Raw genomic sequence first — 15,409 nt, 5'->3', positions numbered from 1 at the left:
CGGTGCCGGTCAAGGCCGGCCCGGCTGCTTTTTTCGCTTTCCAGGTTTTCGCTCCATGCCCAGCGTTCATTCCGCCACCTACGACCTGCTCCGTCACCACGGTCTGACCACGGTGTTCGGCAATCCCGGCTCCAACGAGCTGCCGTTCCTGAAGAATTTTCCAGAGGACTTCCGCTACATCCTGGCGCTGCAGGAAGCGGTGGTGCTCGGCATCGCCGACGGTTACGCGCAGGCCAGCGGCCAGCCGGCGCTGGTCAACCTGCACGCGGCCGCCGGCACCGGCAACGCCATGGGCGCGCTGACCAACGCGCTGAGCGCGCACTCGCCGCTGGTGGTCACCGCCGGCCAGCAGGTGCGCGAGAGCATCGGCGTCGAGCCGCTGTTGACCAACGTCGACGCGGCGTTGCTGCCGCGTCCGCTGGTCAAGTGGAGCCACGAGCCGGCCAGCGCCGGCGACGTGCCGCGCGCCTTCTCCCAGGCGATCCACCTCGCCGCGCTGCCGCCGGCCGGCCCGGTGTACCTGTCGATTCCCTACGACGACTGGGACCGTCCCGCCGCCGAGCAGGCCGCGCACCTGGTCGAGCGCCGCGTGCATGGCCGCGCCCAGCCGCCGGCGGCACTGATCGCCGAACTCGCCGAGCGCCTGCATGGCGCGCGCAATCCGGTGTTGATTCTCGGCGCCGAGGTCGATACGCCCGGCGCCTACGCCGCCGCGGTGGCGCTGGCGGACCGCCAGCGGCTGCCGGTGTGGGCTGCGCCGTCGATCCCGCGCTGCCCGTTCCCCACCACCCATCCGGGCTTCCGCGGTCTGCTGCCGGCCGGCATGGCCAGCATCGCCCGGCTGCTCGAAGGCCACGACCTGATCCTGGTGATCGGCGCCCCGGTGTTCCGTTACCACCAGTTCGATCCCGGCGCCTGCCTGCCGGCCGGTGCCGCGCTGGTGGCGATCCTCGACGATCCGCTGGAGGCCAGCCGGCCGCTGATGGGCGAGGCGATCCTCGGTGATCCGCAACTGAGCCTGGAAGCGCTGCTCGCGCTGCTCCCGGCCAGTTCGCGGCCCGCCCCGCAGGCCTTGCCCGCGCCGCCGGCGTTGACCGGCGATGCGCCCGGCGGCATGGCGCCGGAGCAGGTCTTCGACATCGTCGCCGAGCTGGCGCCGGCCGATGCGGTGTACGTCAACGAGTCCACCTCGACCACCGCCGCGCTCTGGCAGCGACTGCCGATGCGCCACCCGCGCAGCTACTTCTTCCCCGCCGCGGGCGGGCTAGGCTTCGGCATCGCCGCGGCGATCGGCGCGCAGCTGGCGCTGCCGCAGCGCCAGGTGATCGGCCTGATCGGCGACGGCTCGGCGAACTACGCCATCACCGGACTGTGGACCGCCGTGCAGTACCGGATTCCGGCGATCTTCGTGATCCTCAACAACGGCACCTACGGCGCGCTGCGCTGGTTCGCCGGGCAATTGCGCGCCGAACAGGTGCCGGGCCTCGATGTGCCGGGCATCGACTTCTGTGCCCTGGCGGCCGGCTATGGCATGCGCGCGCTGAAGGCCAGCGATGCCGCCGGCCTGCGCGATGCGTTGCGCGCGGCGCTGGAGGCCGGCGAGCCGATGCTGATCGAGGTGAGCACGCGTTTCGGCTGAGACGCTGCACAAATCTTCCAGACCATCGGTTCGCGCAGCGATAGCCTGGCACCGCGTCGCTGCCGATAATGAGTGGCGACGCGGGAGGCAGGCATGAACAACAATTGGGTGGAACTGCTGCAGGACGGTGACACCGGCATCGAGACCATCCGGGCGCATTTCGAGGGCCATGCCTACGATCCGCACTGGCACGACAGCTACCTGGTCGGTTTCACCGAGCAGGGCGTGCAGCAGTTCCATTGCCGTGGCGCGCGGCGTTCGAGCACGCCGGGGCAGGTGTTCCTGCTCGAACCCGGCGACATCCATGACGGCCATGCGCCGACGGCTGAAGGGTTCACCTACCGCATGCTCTACCTCGACCCGCACTGGCTGGAGCGCGAGTTGTGCGGGCTGTTCGAGCAGGCGCCGGAACATGCCCAGCTGAGTTTCGCCCAGGTTCTCGCCGAGGACCCGCAGCTGGCCGGCGCCACCGCCAGCGCCTTCGCCATGCTCCACGGCCGGGACATCCGCATTGCCCGCCAGGCGGCGCTGGACCTGCTGCTGGAGCGCCTGACCCGCCATCTCACCTGGCGCACGCGGATGCCGGCCTGCGACCCACGCCTGCCGCGCGCGGCGCAGCGGGCGCGCGATTACCTGCACGCGCACCTGGAGCAGGACCTGGGCATGGACCAGCTGGCGCAGATCGCCGGGGTCGACCGCTATCGCCTGACCCGCGCCTTCAAGGCCGCTTATGGCCTGCCGCCGCACGCCTACCTGATCCAGCTGCGCCTGACCCGCGCGCGCCGCCTGCTGGCGCGGGGCGAGACGCCGGCGCTGGTCGCCGCGACGCTGGGCTTCGCCGACCAGAGCCACCTCGGCCGCTGGTTCCGCCGCGCCTACGCGCTGACCCCGGCGGACTACCGCACACGCTGCACGAATCGTCCAGACCGCTGAATCCAGCCGCGACATGCTGGGCTGCCCTTCTTCAGGAGCTGCCCATGTCCGCGTCCTTCTTGCCCTTCGTGCTGTTTGCACTGGTCGCCTCGATCACGCCCGGCCCGACCAACCTGCTGGTGTTGAACAACGGCGCGCGCCACGGCCTGCTCGCCAGCCTGCCGGCGGTGTTCGGCGCCTGCGCCGCCGCGGCGGCCATCGTGCTGCTGGTGGGCAGCGGGTTCGGCGACCTGCTGGCGCGCCTGCCGCAGGTGCAACTGGCGATGAACGCGGCGGGCATCGCCTGGCTCAGCTACCTGGCCTGGAAGATCTTCCGCAGCCCGCCCCCGGACCTCGGCGCGCCGGGCGCCATGCCGGGGCGCTTCGGCCTGTTTGCCGCGGCGAGCCTGCAACTGGTCAACCCGAAGACCTGGATGATGGCCCTGGCGGTGCTCGGCGTGTTCGCCGGCCACGGCCCGGACCAGGGGCTGCGCACGCTGCAACTGGCGGCGATCTTCTTCGTCGTCTCGCTGCCCTGCCTGGCCGCCTGGGCCTGTCTGGGCGTCGGCAGCGCGCGGCTGCTGCGCTCGTCCACCGCACTGCGCCGCTTCAACCAGGCGATGGGGCTGTTGCTGCTGGTTTCCGCCTGGCTGGGCCTGCTCCTGTAGGGTGCGCCATGCGCACCTTCCCCTCGGTGAAGCCGAAGCCCTGGCGTTGCGGCTCGGTGCGCGCGGCGCACCCTACGGGAGCGGGTTTGCGCCAGGCGTTTGGTGAAGCTGAAGCCCTGGCGTCACTCAGAAGGTCGCCAGGATCAGCCCGAGGGTTTCCATCGCCCGTTCGCTGCCGGCGTCCCACGGGTGGCCGTGGTTGAGGCGGGCGCAGTTGCCGAAGCGGCGGGTGGCGGAAAAGATCGGCCCCGGCGCCAGGCTGATGCCCTGGGCGAGGGCCAGCTGGAACAGCTGCAGCGAGTCGACCCGCTCGGGAAACTCAAACCACAGGAAGTAGCCGCCGGTGGGCCGCGTCACCCTCGTGCTCGCAGGGAAATGCCGGGCGGCGGAGGCGAGCATCGCGCCCTGCTGCATTTCCAGTGCATGGCGCAGCTTGCGCAGGTGACGGTCGTAGCCGCCGTGTTGCAGGTAGTCGGCGATCGCCGCCTGGGCCGGCACCGAGGGCGAGATGGTGGTCATCAGCTTGAGCCGGCTGATCTGTTCGGCGTAGCGCCCACCCGCCACCCAGCCGACCCGGTAGCCCGGCGCCAGGCTCTTGGAGAACGAGCCGCAGTGCATCACCAGGCCGTCGCGGTCGAAGCTCTTCACCGGTTTTGGCGGCTGCGTGCCGTAGTACAGCTCGGCGTAGACGTCGTCCTCGATCAGCGGCACCTGATGGCCGTGCAGCAGTTCGTAGAGGGCGCGCTTCTTGTCCTCGCTCATGCTCGCGCCGAGCGGGTTCTGCAGGCTGCTCATGAACCAGCAGGCCTTGATCGGCAGGCGTTGCAGGCTGTCGGCGAGGCTTTCCAGGTCGATGCCCTCGCGCGGGTGCACGGGAATCTCCACCGCCTTGAGCTTGAGTCGCTCGAGCACCTGCAGGGTGGCGTAGAACGCCGGCGCCTCGATGGCCACCAGGTCGCCGGGACGGGTCACGCTCTGCAGGCAGAGGTTGAGCGCCTCCATCGCGCCGTTGGTGATCACCAGTTCGTCCATTGGCAGGCGCACGCCGGCGACCATGTAGCGCAGGGCGATCTGCCGGCGCAGGTCGGGATTGCCGGCGGTCATGTCGGCGATCACCGCTTGCGGGGGCATGTCGCGCACGCTCTGCGCCATCGATCGGGCCAGCCGCGCGAGGGGGAACAGGTAGGGGCTCGGGAAGGCCGAACCGAAGGGCACGGTGGCCGGGTTCTTCAGCGAGCCGAGCACCGAGAACACCAGTTCGCTGACGTCCACCTCGGTGGTCTGCGCCTGGCGCGGGCCGCGCTCCACCGGCGATTCAGGCTCGTGCAGCGGGTGCTTGGCGTGCTCGCGGACGAAGTAGCCGGAACGCGCCCGCGCCTGGATCAGCCCGCGGTCCTCCAGCAGGTAGTAGGCCTGGAACACCGTGGACGGGCTGACCCCGTAGGTGCGGCTGGCGTGTCGCACCGAGGGGACGCGCTCGCCGGGGGCGAGCACGCCGTTGCGGATCGATTCGGCGATCTCGTCGGCGAACTTCTCGTAGCGCTTCATCGTGGACAGGGTCATCGCGGCTGGGCTGGTGCTGGACACTGTACTTCAACCTGTCGGTGCTTCGGGGATGTCGGAGCGGCGGCCTCGCGGCTGTCGCCACCGGTCAGCGATTGACCGGCGCGACGAAGGTGCTGGCGGCGCTGATCCGGGTCGTCGGTTCGTCGAGGTCCTGCACGGCGAAGGTCAGTGGCTGCGAGCTGTTCGCGGTGTCCGCGGTCAGCGCCACGCTCACCGGCAGATCGACGATCTCCCCCGGTTGCAGGAGCACCTCGCGCTGGCCGCTGTAGTGGAAGTCGCCTTCCTCGGCCAGTTCGATGACGTAGTGGCGCGCCTGCTGGGTCTTGTTGATCAGCTTCAGGGTGTAGATGTTCTCGATCTGGCCGAGGCTGTTCTCGCGGTACAGGCCGCGGTCCTTGGTCACGTCCAGCGATACCAGCGGGCGAACCTGCAGAGCCCAGACGAAGGCGCCGATCATCGCCACCAGCAGCGCCGCGTAGCCGATCAGGCGCGGCCGCAGCAGGCGGGTCTTGCCGCCCGCCATCGCGCGTTCCGAGCTGTAGCGCACCAGGCCGCGGGCATAGCCCATCTTGTCCATCACCGAGTCGCAGGCGTCGATGCAGGCGCCACAGCTCAAGCAGTCGAGCTGCAGGCCGTCACGGATGTCGATGCCGGTGGGGCAGACCTGGACGCAGATGGTGCAGTCGATGCAGTCGCCCAGCCCGGCGCTGCGCGGGTCGACGTCCTTGCGCCGCGGGCCGCGATTCTCGCCACGGGCGGCGTCGTAGGTCACCACCAGGGTGTCGGCGTCGAACATCACGCTCTGGAAGCGCGAGTAGGGGCACATGTGCAGGCACACCTGTTCGCGCAGCCAGCCGGCATTGAGATAGGTGGCGGTGGCGAAGCAGGCGACCCAGAAGGCGGTGGTCAGGTCCAGTTGCAGGCTGAACAGCTCACGCACCAGGTCGCGGATTGGCGTGAAGTAGCCGACGAACGCCAGCGCGGTGGCCAGGCTGATGGCGAGCCAGAGCGCGTGCTTGGCGCCACGCCGCAGCAGCTTGGTCGCCGACCAGGGCGCGGCATCCAGCTTGAGACGCTGGCCGCGGTCACCCTCGGTGACCTTCTCCGCCCACATGAACACCCAGGTCCAGACGCTTTGCGGGCAGGTGTAGCCGCACCACACGCGGCCGGCGAACACGGTGATGGCGAACAGGCCGAAGGCGGCGATGATCAGGATCGCCGAGAGCAGCACCAGGTCCTGCGGCCAGAAGGTCGCGCCGAAGATGTAGAACTTGCGCCCGGAGAGGTCCCAGAGCACGGCCTGGCGGCCGCCCCAGTCGAGCCAGGCGGTGCCGAAGAACAGCAGGAACAGCGCCCCGGCGCCATAGCGGCGCAGGTTGCGGAACAGGCCGGTGAAACTGCGGGTGTGGATCGGCCCGCCGGCTTGCGCGGGGGTGAGGCGGATTGGCTGGCTCGGATCGATGCTGTCGATGATCCGGGCGGGAATACGGTCGGTCATGGTGTCGCCCCATCAGGCTTTTTATCAGGCCCGACCATGATCGGCGGCGAACTGTGCCGGTAACAGACTCAGCTAAATCTAAAAAAAGCGGATCAGATGATCCGGCGCGGTGGCTGCAGGCCCCGTGGCGAAAGGCCGCAGGGTCTGCAGGGCCAGAGCGGCAGTATCACCGCGAACGACGCGCGCTGTCGGAGTGGGCGGCCGCGCCCGCGCTCAGAGCCCCAGGTCGGACAGGCCGGGATGCTCGTCCGGCCGGCGCCCCAGCGGCCAGCGATACAGGCGCTGCTCCTCGCGGATCGGCAGGTCGTTGATGCAGGCGAAACGCCGCGTCATCAGCCCGTCGGCGTCGAACTCCCAGTTCTCGTTGCCGTAGGAGCGGAACCAGTTGCCGGAGTCGTCGTGCCATTCGTAGGCGTAGCGCACGGCGATACGGTTGCCGTCGAAGGCCCAGAGCTCCTTGATCAGCCGGTAGTCCAGCTCCTTCGCCCATTTGCGCTCGAGGAAGGCTTTCGCCCCGGCGCGGTCATGGACGAATTCGGCGCGGTTGCGCCACCGGGTGTCGAGGCTGTAGGCCAGCGAGACGCGTTCGGGGTCGCGGCTGTTCCAGCCGTCCTCGGCGAGGCGCACCTTCTCGAGGGCGCTCTCGCGGGTGAACGGCGGCAGCGGCGGGCGTTGTGTGGACATTGTCGGCTCCAGGGCAGATAGGGTCTGTGGACGTTTGATTGGCGAGTCGCGTTGCCGCGAGAAATGTTCCCTGGTTAGGCGCAGGACGCCGGCAATGGATGTCCCTTGCCAAGTCCTGCAACGACAGCGGGGGACATTTCTCGCGCAACCCGCAGGGCCTAGCGCGGCCGTCAATGAAACGTCAGCAGACCCTATGCATTGACCACGCGGCTGCGCGGCGCGATCCGTTCGGCGATGCGCTCCACCAGGTACTCGGCATCCCGGGCGACCCCGGAGAAGCGTCCCGAACCCCAGGTGTAGAGCCACGGCAGGCCGAGGAAATACAGCCCCGGCTGGGCGCTGACGCCACGCGCGTGGACCGGATGGCCGCGACCGTTGAACACGCCGGCGTCGACGTAGGCGAAGTCCGGGGCGAAGCCGATGCACCAGACGATGCAGCTGATGCCGGCTTCCGTCAGGTTCAGTGTTTCGCGCTCCACGGGCGGTTGCCAGAGCGGCTGGTAGACCTCGCCGGGCGGCGCGTCGATGGCGTTCTCGGCGATGTACTGGTCGATGCTGGCATTGATCCGGTTGTACACCGCGTCCGCCGCGTCCAGCTTGGCCGCGAGGTCGGTGGAGAAACGCAGGGTGTCGCCGTCCAGCTCGCGCAGCACGCCGAACAGCTGCATGCCTTCGAGGGCGAAGCGGCGCAGGTCGATGTCGCGCCCGCCGTCGCGGCCGGTGACGTAGTGGTTGGTGTTGTCGCGCACACCCTCGCGCAACGGATGGCGGTCGACGCCGATGTCGTAGTAGCCCATCTCCGCCAGCCAGTCGACCACGTCGCGGCCGCGGTGGAAGCGGGCGCAGCGCGGCGCATCGCCGACCGCGAGGAACACCTCGCGGCCGGCCAGGTGCAGGTCCTCGGCGATCTGCGCGCCGGACTGCCCGGAGCCGACCACCAGCACCTTGCCGGCCGGCAACTGCGCCGGGTTGCGATACTGCTCGGAGTGGATCTGGGTGATGCTCGGCGGCAGGCGCTCGGCCAGGCGCGGAATGATCGGCGTGTGGTAGCCACCCGAGGCGATGATCACCTCGTCGGCGCTGAACTCGCCGGTCGAGGTCTGCACGCTGTAGCCGCCCTGCGGCCGCGGGCTGACCTTCTGCACCGCGACGCCCTCGCGTACCGGCGCGTTCACCGAGGCGATGAAGCCGTCGAGGTAGGCGATGATTTCCTCGCGCTTCATGAAACCGTGCGGGTCGTCGCCCTGGTACGGGTAGCCGGGCAGCGCGCACTGCCAGTTCGGCGTGACCAGGCAGAAGGCGTCCCAGCGCTGCGTGCGCCAGGCGTGGGTCAGGCTGTGCTTCTCCAGCAGCAGGTGATCGATGCCCTGCTGCTGCAGGTAGTAGCTGGCGGAAAGACCGGCCTGGCCACCGCCGACGATGATGACGCTGTGGTGCTGGGGTTGAGGGGCGCTTTTCATGGTACTTCTCCGAATATGAGTCGGTCGATGGGTGTGCCGGTGAGGCTTTCGCCCGGAATGGCTTCTGTAGGGTGGATCGCGCTTCATCGATCCACCGATCGACGCGGCGGTGGATGAAAGAGCGTCGGCTACGCGCCCCGATCCACCCAGGGTCCTGTTCGCCCCGAGCGTGGGGCCGGCAACGTTAGGTCGGGAACGAGCCCCAGCCGCCGAGCACGCGGCCTTCGCTGTCGGTGCTCATCTCCAGCACCTGCACGGCGCCTTCGCCATGACGGTCGGCCTGGTACTTGAGCGAGGCGAGGGTGTCCATCGCCGAGCTGCAGTAGAAGCCCTTCACCTCCCTGACCCGCTCGGACGCTGCGTTCAGCGCGGTTTCCAGGCGTTGCAGGAAATCCTCTCGGGCGTAGGGCACGCCGCTGTGCAGGTGTTCGTAGATCACCGTGGACGGTGAGTAACCGGGGCTTTCCTGGCCATCGGGCCAGCGCACGCGAAAGTTGACGGCGGGCATGTCAGTGCTCCTGGGCGGGGGTGTGGGTGGGATAGCGCAGGCCGGTGAAGGGCCTCTGCGCGAGGTTCCAGAATTCGCTGCGCTCGGCGTCCTGGCGCACGACCAGGCGCGCGCTGGCGTCGATCCGGCCGATGCGCGCGCAGGTCAGGCCGTGGAAGGCGAAGGCGGCCTGCACTTCCGGGAACGCGGCTTCATCGAGGCTGAGCAGGTAGCCGTAGCTGGGGAACGCCTGCAGCCAGCGCGGCAGGTCGCCGTCGGCCGGGCGCGGCAGCGCGTCGAGGTCCAGCTCGGCACCGCAGCCGGTGGGTTCCAGCAGCATCAGCAGGGTGCCCAGCAGCCCGGCGTTGCTGATGTCCTTGGCGGCCAGCAGCAGGCCGGCCTCGGCCAGCCGCGGGATGACTTCCAACTGCTCGCGCAGGCGTTCGCCGGGGACGTTCTCGAAGGCTTTCCAGTAGGGCGCGTCGGCGTGCCAGCGGCCGTCGAGGTCGACCGCCATGGCCAGCACCTGGCCGGGGGCGACGTGGAGGGTCGAGAGCAGCTTCTTCGCGATGCCGGTGATCGCCACCGCCAGCGCCGCCGGGTTGCCGCCGGCCTGGCTGGTGTGGCCGCCGGCGAGGATCAGCCCGTAGGCCTCGCAGGCGGCGCGGATGCCGGCGAGCACCTGGCCGGCGGCGTCGGCATCGTGATGCCAGTAGGCGTTGACCACCGCGCAGGCGCGCCCGCCCATGGCGGTGATGTCGCTGACGTTGGCCATCACCGCCGACCAGCCGGCGAACCAGGGCGCGGCCTCGACGAAGGCCGGCAGCATGCCCTCGATGGCCAGCAACTGGTAACGGTCGCCGACGCGGATCGCCGCGGTGTCGTCGCCGGGCAGGGCGTAGAGTGCGTCGCGGCTCGCCGCGAGCGGGGCATCCAGTTGCCGGGCCGGGCGCTGGATGGCCAGCTTGGCACGCATCGCCGGGGTATCGCGCAGGGTGTCGAGCAGCGCTTCGAGCGGTGTGCTCAGCGGCAGGCGCAGGGCGTTAGTCATGGCGGCGCGCCTTCAGCGGCAGCAGCGACACCTGGCGCGGCATGAACGGGTAGCGGCCGAGGTCCGCCTGCATCAACGCATGCGGCTGGCCGAGTAGTTCCAGGTGTTCCAGGGTGTGCCAATGGAGGCCGTGGAAGTACGTCTCGTTGGCCTGTTGCACGGTGGCGAGGAAGCGCGTGCAGCCCAGTTCGATGGCGCGCGACACCGCCTCGTTGACCAGCGCCGTGCCGATCAGCCCGTGGCGGCGATAGGCGCGCTCGACGCACAGCCGGCCGCCGTACCAGAGGCCCGGCTCGGGCTGGTAGATGCGCACCGCGCCGATCACCCGGTCGGCCACCGCGCAGTTGTTCGCCAGGGCGACGATGGCGATGGCCTGGAAGTCGTGGGCGTCGCGGTCCTGGGCGAGCAGTTGCTGCTCTTCGGAAAACACCGCGCGGCGCAGGGCGAAGTAGGCGCGGCGCTCCCAGGCCTCGCTGGCCGGCTTGACCAGCAGGTCGTCGGCGCGGAATGGGGCGAACTGATCGTCGACCAGGGCGAAGGCGTTCATCGGCGTGCTCCTCACTCGTGTTTCTTCAGGGCCGAGCAGGCGCCGCACTTGGCGCAGCCGGCGTTGATCTTCTCGGAGTGCAGCCCGTGGCGGCGCAGGCTGGCGCCGATGCGCGGGTAGAGCCGCTGGAGCATGGCGTTGTCCGGTTTCGGGTGCTGCGCCAGCGGCGTGCCGTCGATGGGCACGAAGGGCACCACGAAGGGGTACACGCCGAGCGCGGCGAGGCGCTCGGAGATGGCGGCGATCTCGTCTTCGGAGTCGCCCAGCCCGGCGAGGATGTAGGTGCTCACCTGGCCGTGGCCGAACACCTTGAGCGCCGCCTCGAAGGCCGAGAAGTAGCGGCTCAGCGGCACCTCGGCCTTGCCCGGCATGATCCGTGCGCGCACCGCGTCGGTGACCGCTTCCAGGTGCATGCCGAGGGATACCACGCCGCTGTCCTTGAGGCGGACGAACCAGGCGTCGTCGTCCGGCGGCTCGCACTGCGCCTGGATCGGCAGGTCCACCGCGGCGCTGACCGCGGCCGCCGACTCGCAGAGGATCGCCGCGCCGCGATCGGGCGTCTGCGGCGTGCCGGTGGTCATCACCATGTGCTTGACGCCGTCCAGCTCGACCGCCGCCTTCGCCACCTCGGCGAGCTGCGCTGGGCGCTTGCGGGCGATGGTCTTGCCGTTCGCCAGCGACTGGCCGATGGCGCAGAACTGGCAGGCGCTGGCCGCTTCGTTCATGCGGATGCAGTGCTGCAGCACCGTGGTGGCGAGCACGTCGCGGCTGTGCAGGGTGGCGATCTTCCAGTAGGGGATGCCGTCGGCGGTGCTGCGCGAATAGAAGTTCGGCACGCCGGGGATCTTCACTTCGCCGACCTGCAGGCCGTCGCGGAAGATCAGCGCCAGTTCGCCGCTGGGGCGCGCCGAGTAGGGTGAATCCAGCGACGCCTGGTTGAGCATCGGCACCATCGCGGTGTGGCTGCCGAGGCTCAGCGCCTTGTGGTCGGAAGGCCCGGCTCCGCCCTTGCGCGACAGCCCGGCGTTGCCGTCGAGCCAGCGCACGCCGTGGCATTGCAGTTCGCTGAGGAGGTCGCTGGCGATCAGGTCAGAGGCTGGCATGGTCGAACTCCTCGAGCGCGCGGGCCGGCAGCGCCGCCGGGCGTTCGTGCAGGTGCGCGGTGGGGGTGCGGTCGATCAGCAGGCTGAGCAGTTCCGGGCGGCTGTAGTGGCCGACCGAATCCATCATCCGCTTGCGCTTGTCGATCAGCGCCAGGTCGAGGTCGGCGATCACCACGCCCTCGCCGCTGCGCAGCGGTTCGCCGAGCAGGCGGCCTTCCGGCGAGACGATGGCGGTGAAGCAGCCGCCGGAGATCGGCCCCAGTTCGCAGCCGGTGTCGGCCATGATCCGTTGCTGCTGTTCCGGCTCCAGCCAGGCGGTGGCGTTGACCACGAAGCAGCCGGACTCCAGCGCGTGGTGGCGGATGGTCACCTCGATCTGCTCGGCGAAGATCTCGCCGACCAGGCAACCGGGGAACATCGCCGCGTGGATCTGTTCGCCGTCGGCCATCAGCGCGTAGCGCGCCAGCGGGTTGTAGTGCTCCCAGCAGGCCAGCGAGCCGATGCGCCCGGCGGCGCTGTCCACCGCGCGTAGGCCGGAGCCGTCGCCCTGTCCCCAGACCATGCGCTCGTGGTAGGTCGGGGTGATCTTGCGGCGGTGCTGGATCAGGGTGCCGTCGGCGTCGAACAGCAGCTGTGCGTTGTAGATCGTGCCGCCGTCGCGCTCGTTGACGCCGATCGACACCACCATGTTGGCCGCGCGGCAGGCCTCGCCGATGGCGAGCGTCGCGGCGGAGGGCACCTGCACCGATTCGTCGAGCAGTTTCAGGTGCTGCTTGCCCATCGCGAAAGGCGGCTGGACGAAGGAAAAATAGGGGTAGTAGGGCACCACCGTTTCCGGGAACACGGCGAACTGCACGCCTTCCCGGCCGAGGGCCTCGATCTGCCGGCAGACCTTGTCGACGGTGCCTTCGCGGCTGTAGAGCACCGGCGAAAGCTGCACGGCGGCGGCGCGGAGGGTGGGCATGGGCGGAACTCCTGATGAAGTGGCTCGAACACTGGACAGTCCGCTCTTCCATTCTTGGAGGAGGGATAGGGAGAGGGGCTTTGCCTGTGGCTCCGGCGCGGCCCTGGCCCTCTCCCCCGGCCCCTCTCCCGTGAACGGGAGAGGGGGGCGAGCGAAGGTGTCGCTGGAACATCCCTCTCCCGTGAACGGGAGAGGGGAGATAGTGATCACGCCGTCCAGGTGTCGATGATCAGCGCGCCCTCGCGGCGCATCAGCAGGCGCAGGTCCATCACGTCCAGCGGGTTGATCGGGCGGATGCCCTCGATCAGCGCCTTCTCGGTCTGCCCGTAGAGCGCCTGCAGGGCGAAGCGGCAGGCGTAGACCTCGCCGCCCTCGGCCATGAACGCCTTGATCTGGTTGTTCACCGCAAGGTGGCCGGGGAAGGCTTCGGCGCCGAGGGTCGGGAAGCCGCGCTGCACGCCGAGCTGCACGCCCGGTCCGTAGAGCAGCACCTTGGTCTCGAAGCCCTTGCGCAGCAGGCGCTTGGCCTGGAGCATGTTGACCAGGCCGATGGAGCCTTCGAAGGCGATGGTGTGGAAGGTCAGCAGGGCCTTCTCGCCCGGTTCGGCCTTGACGTCCTCGAAGACCTTTTCTTCGTAATTCACCAGGAAGTCGCCGTCCTGATACTGGGCAATGTCTACGCTTGGCATGGTCCGTTTCTCCGTTATGGGTGGGCTCGACAGTGATGACTGCGGCTGCAACGGAACAGAGCGAAGCGCGTGCCAGCTTTTTTCAAATAAAAACTAATGTTTATTTATCAATAACTTGTCAATCTGATACGGTTTTCTGCGGCCTTTCTGATGCTGTCCCTGCGGTACGCAATCTCGTATAACTACGAGAATTCGTAGGCGTTGACCACGAGGACTCGTAGCGATGAACGCAGCGGAACCCGATTACCTCTCCGGCTGGGCCGACATGGCCTACGCCTCGCGGCACATGGTCTTCGAGCATTGTCCGGAAGCCATCGTCCAGTTCGATCCGGTGGCCAACCGCTTCGTCGACCTCAACATCGCCGCCTGCAAGCTGTTCGGCTATCCGCGCCAGGAAATGCTCGAACTGACCGTGACCCGGCTGTTCGGCCATCAGCTCGCCGACCTGATCGTCTTCACCCAGGCGGTGATCGAGGAGGGCAAGGGCTGGAGCGACGAGCTGAGCTGCGCCTGCAAGAGCGGCGAACGCATCGAAGTGGAGGTGTCCGCCACCTGCCTCAGGCTCAAGGGCACCCAGTACCTGATCCTGGTGCTGCGCGAACGCAGTGCGCAGCGCTATTTCCTCGACCAGGCGCAGACCGAGCGGACCATGCGCGGCGGGCTGATCGAGTGGCGCAACATCCTCAACCTGTTCCAGGAAACCGAGCGCGACAACCAGCTGCTGCTCAGCGCGGTGGGCGACGGCATCTACAGCATCGACAGCGAAGGCCTGGCCACTTTCGTCAACCCGGCGGCAGCGCGGATGCTCGGTTGGGAGCCGAGCGAGATGATCGGCAAGAACATCCACCGCATCCATCACCACAGCCACGCCGACGGCAGCCACTACCCGGTGGAGGACTGCCCGATCTACAAGGCGGTGCACGACGGGCTGATCCACGAAGGCCGCCAGGAAGTCTTCTGGCGCCGCGACGGCAGCATGTTCCCGGTGGAATTCACCAGCACCCCGGTGATCGCCGACGGGCGCATCGTCGGCTCGGTGGTGGTGTTCCGCGACATCACCGAGCGGCGCAGCACCGAGGCGCAGCTGCACACCGCGCTGACCGAGTTGCAGGAGCTCAAGCAGCGCCTGGAGCAGCAGAACGCCTACCTCCAGGAAGAGATCCACATCGAGCACAACTACCGGGAGATCGTCGGCCAGAGCGAGCCGATCCTGAAGATCGTCAAGCAGATCGATGTGGTCGCGCCGACCGACGCCAGCGTGCTGATCCACGGCGAGTCCGGCACCGGCAAGGAGCTGATCGCGCGGGCCATCCACCAGGCCAGCCGCCGCGCGCAGAACCCGCTGATCCGGGTGAACTGCGCGGCGATTCCGGCCGAGCTGTTCGAAAGCGAGTTCTTCGGCCACGTGCGCGGTGCCTTCACCGGCGCGCTGCGCGACCGCGTCGGGCGCTTCGAGCTGGCCGACGGCGGCACGCTGTTCCTCGACGAGATCGGCGAGATTCCGCTGGAGCTGCAGAGCAAGCTGCTGCGCGTGTTGCAGGAAGGGCAGTTCGAGCGGGTCGGCGAGGAGCGCACGCGGCGCGTGGACGTGCGCATCGTCGCCGCCACCAACCGCGACCTGCGCGCGGAGGCCGAGGCCAAGCGCTTTCGCGAGGACCTGTACTTCCGCCTCAACGTGTTCCCGATTCATTCGCCGGCATTGCGCGAGCGGCCCATGGACATTCCGCAACTGGCCGCGCACTTCCTCAAGCAGGTCGGCCAGCGCCTGAACATGCCCGGCCGGCGCCTGCGCAAGTCCGACATCGAGCGGCTCCAGGCCTACGCCTGGCCGGGCAACATCCGCGAGTTGCAGAACGTCATCGAGCGGGCGCTGATCACCAGCGAAGGCCTCGACCTGCGCATCGACCTGCCGACCGGCGCGGCGGCGCGCGCGGTGGTGGCGGCCGAGCCGGAAAGCCCGGCGGCACCGGCCGGCATCCTCACCGATGCCCAGCTGCGCCAGCTCGAACGCGACAACCTGAAGGCGGCGCTGCAGGCGGCCGGCGGACGGCTGTTCGGCAAGAACGGTGCCGCCGAGCTGCTCGGCCTCAAGCCGACCACGCTGGCCTCGCGCCTGAAACGACTGGATCTGGGTTGAAGGC

At 68.9% G+C, this 15,409-nt stretch carries 14 protein-coding genes; 4 read left to right on the top strand and 10 right to left on the bottom strand.

The window, feature by feature from the left end:
- Positions 1 to 55: 55 nt before the first annotated feature.
- From mdlC to BLV15_RS00650, 3 genes are all read left to right on the top strand, one after another.
- The gene (gene mdlC, locus BLV15_RS00660; protein WP_090223737.1) at positions 56 to 1,639 is read left to right on the top strand and encodes a benzoylformate decarboxylase; all 1,584 of its coding nucleotides are present in this window, start codon (positions 56 to 58) and stop codon (positions 1,637 to 1,639) included.
- A 93-nt stretch (positions 1,640 to 1,732) separates the two neighbouring features.
- A complete protein-coding gene (locus tag BLV15_RS00655) occupies positions 1,733 to 2,572 on the top strand; it encodes an AraC family transcriptional regulator (protein ID WP_090223735.1) in 840 nt (279 codons plus the stop codon).
- A gap of 44 nt (positions 2,573 to 2,616) precedes the next feature.
- Entirely contained in the window at positions 2,617 to 3,219 is a 603-nt protein-coding gene (locus BLV15_RS00650) for a LysE family translocator (RefSeq protein WP_090223733.1), read from the top strand.
- Between the two features lie 126 nt (positions 3,220 to 3,345).
- On the opposite strand, the gene mapR is transcribed toward BLV15_RS00650, so the two are convergent.
- The 10 genes from mapR to BLV15_RS00600 form a co-directional block, all read right to left on the bottom strand.
- Entirely contained in the window at positions 3,346 to 4,767 is a 1,422-nt protein-coding gene (gene mapR, locus BLV15_RS00645) for a GntR family transcriptional regulator MpaR (protein ID WP_090225150.1), read from the bottom strand.
- A gap of 103 nt (positions 4,768 to 4,870) precedes the next feature.
- Complete coding sequence (ccoG, locus tag BLV15_RS00640) at positions 4,871 to 6,283, bottom strand: cytochrome c oxidase accessory protein CcoG (RefSeq protein ID WP_090223731.1); 1,413 nt, start codon at positions 6,281 to 6,283, stop codon at positions 4,871 to 4,873.
- 213 nt (positions 6,284 to 6,496) lie between these two features.
- Positions 6,497 to 6,967, bottom strand: coding sequence for a nuclear transport factor 2 family protein (locus BLV15_RS00635; protein WP_090223729.1), 471 nt, complete (start codon positions 6,965 to 6,967; stop codon positions 6,497 to 6,499).
- Positions 6,968 to 7,158: 191 nt separating this feature from the next.
- On the bottom strand, positions 7,159 to 8,427 hold the full coding sequence (locus tag BLV15_RS00630) for an MSMEG_0569 family flavin-dependent oxidoreductase (protein ID WP_090223728.1): 1,269 nt from the start codon (positions 8,425 to 8,427) through the stop codon (positions 7,159 to 7,161).
- 184 nt (positions 8,428 to 8,611) lie between these two features.
- Positions 8,612 to 8,935, bottom strand: coding sequence for an MSMEG_0570 family nitrogen starvation response protein (locus tag BLV15_RS00625; RefSeq protein WP_090223726.1), 324 nt, complete (start codon positions 8,933 to 8,935; stop codon positions 8,612 to 8,614).
- A 1-nt stretch (position 8,936) separates the two neighbouring features.
- Entirely contained in the window at positions 8,937 to 9,965 is a 1,029-nt protein-coding gene (locus tag BLV15_RS00620; RefSeq protein WP_090223725.1) for a sll0787 family AIR synthase-like protein, read from the bottom strand.
- On the bottom strand, positions 9,958 to 10,512 hold the full coding sequence (locus tag BLV15_RS00615) for an MSMEG_0567/Sll0786 family nitrogen starvation N-acetyltransferase (protein WP_090223723.1): 555 nt from the start codon (positions 10,510 to 10,512) through the stop codon (positions 9,958 to 9,960). The genes BLV15_RS00620 and BLV15_RS00615 overlap by 8 nt, the downstream gene beginning before the upstream one ends.
- An 11-nt stretch (positions 10,513 to 10,523) precedes the next feature.
- Positions 10,524 to 11,615, bottom strand: coding sequence for an MSMEG_0568 family radical SAM protein (locus BLV15_RS00610; protein ID WP_245728114.1), 1,092 nt, complete (start codon positions 11,613 to 11,615; stop codon positions 10,524 to 10,526).
- Positions 11,602 to 12,579: a Nit6803 family nitrilase gene (locus tag BLV15_RS00605; protein WP_090223721.1), complete on the bottom strand. Its 978-nt coding sequence runs from the start codon at positions 12,577 to 12,579 to the stop codon at positions 11,602 to 11,604. The genes BLV15_RS00610 and BLV15_RS00605 overlap by 14 nt, the downstream gene beginning before the upstream one ends.
- Before the next feature lie 206 nt (positions 12,580 to 12,785).
- On the bottom strand, positions 12,786 to 13,268 hold the full coding sequence (locus BLV15_RS00600; RefSeq protein ID WP_090223720.1) for an MSMEG_0572/Sll0783 family nitrogen starvation response protein: 483 nt from the start codon (positions 13,266 to 13,268) through the stop codon (positions 12,786 to 12,788).
- A gap of 223 nt (positions 13,269 to 13,491) precedes the next feature.
- Between BLV15_RS00600 and BLV15_RS00595 the strand changes: the two genes are divergently transcribed.
- The gene (locus tag BLV15_RS00595; RefSeq protein WP_090223718.1) at positions 13,492 to 15,405 is read left to right on the top strand and encodes a sigma 54-interacting transcriptional regulator; all 1,914 of its coding nucleotides are present in this window, start codon (positions 13,492 to 13,494) and stop codon (positions 15,403 to 15,405) included.
- The last annotated feature ends 4 nt before the right edge of the window (positions 15,406 to 15,409 follow it).

It is taken from the genome of Pseudomonas kuykendallii, from assembly GCF_900106975.1.
GTDB lineage: Bacteria > Pseudomonadota > Gammaproteobacteria > Pseudomonadales > Pseudomonadaceae > Pseudomonas_O > Pseudomonas_O kuykendallii.
This window is presented reverse-complemented; position numbering and strand designations above follow the sequence as displayed.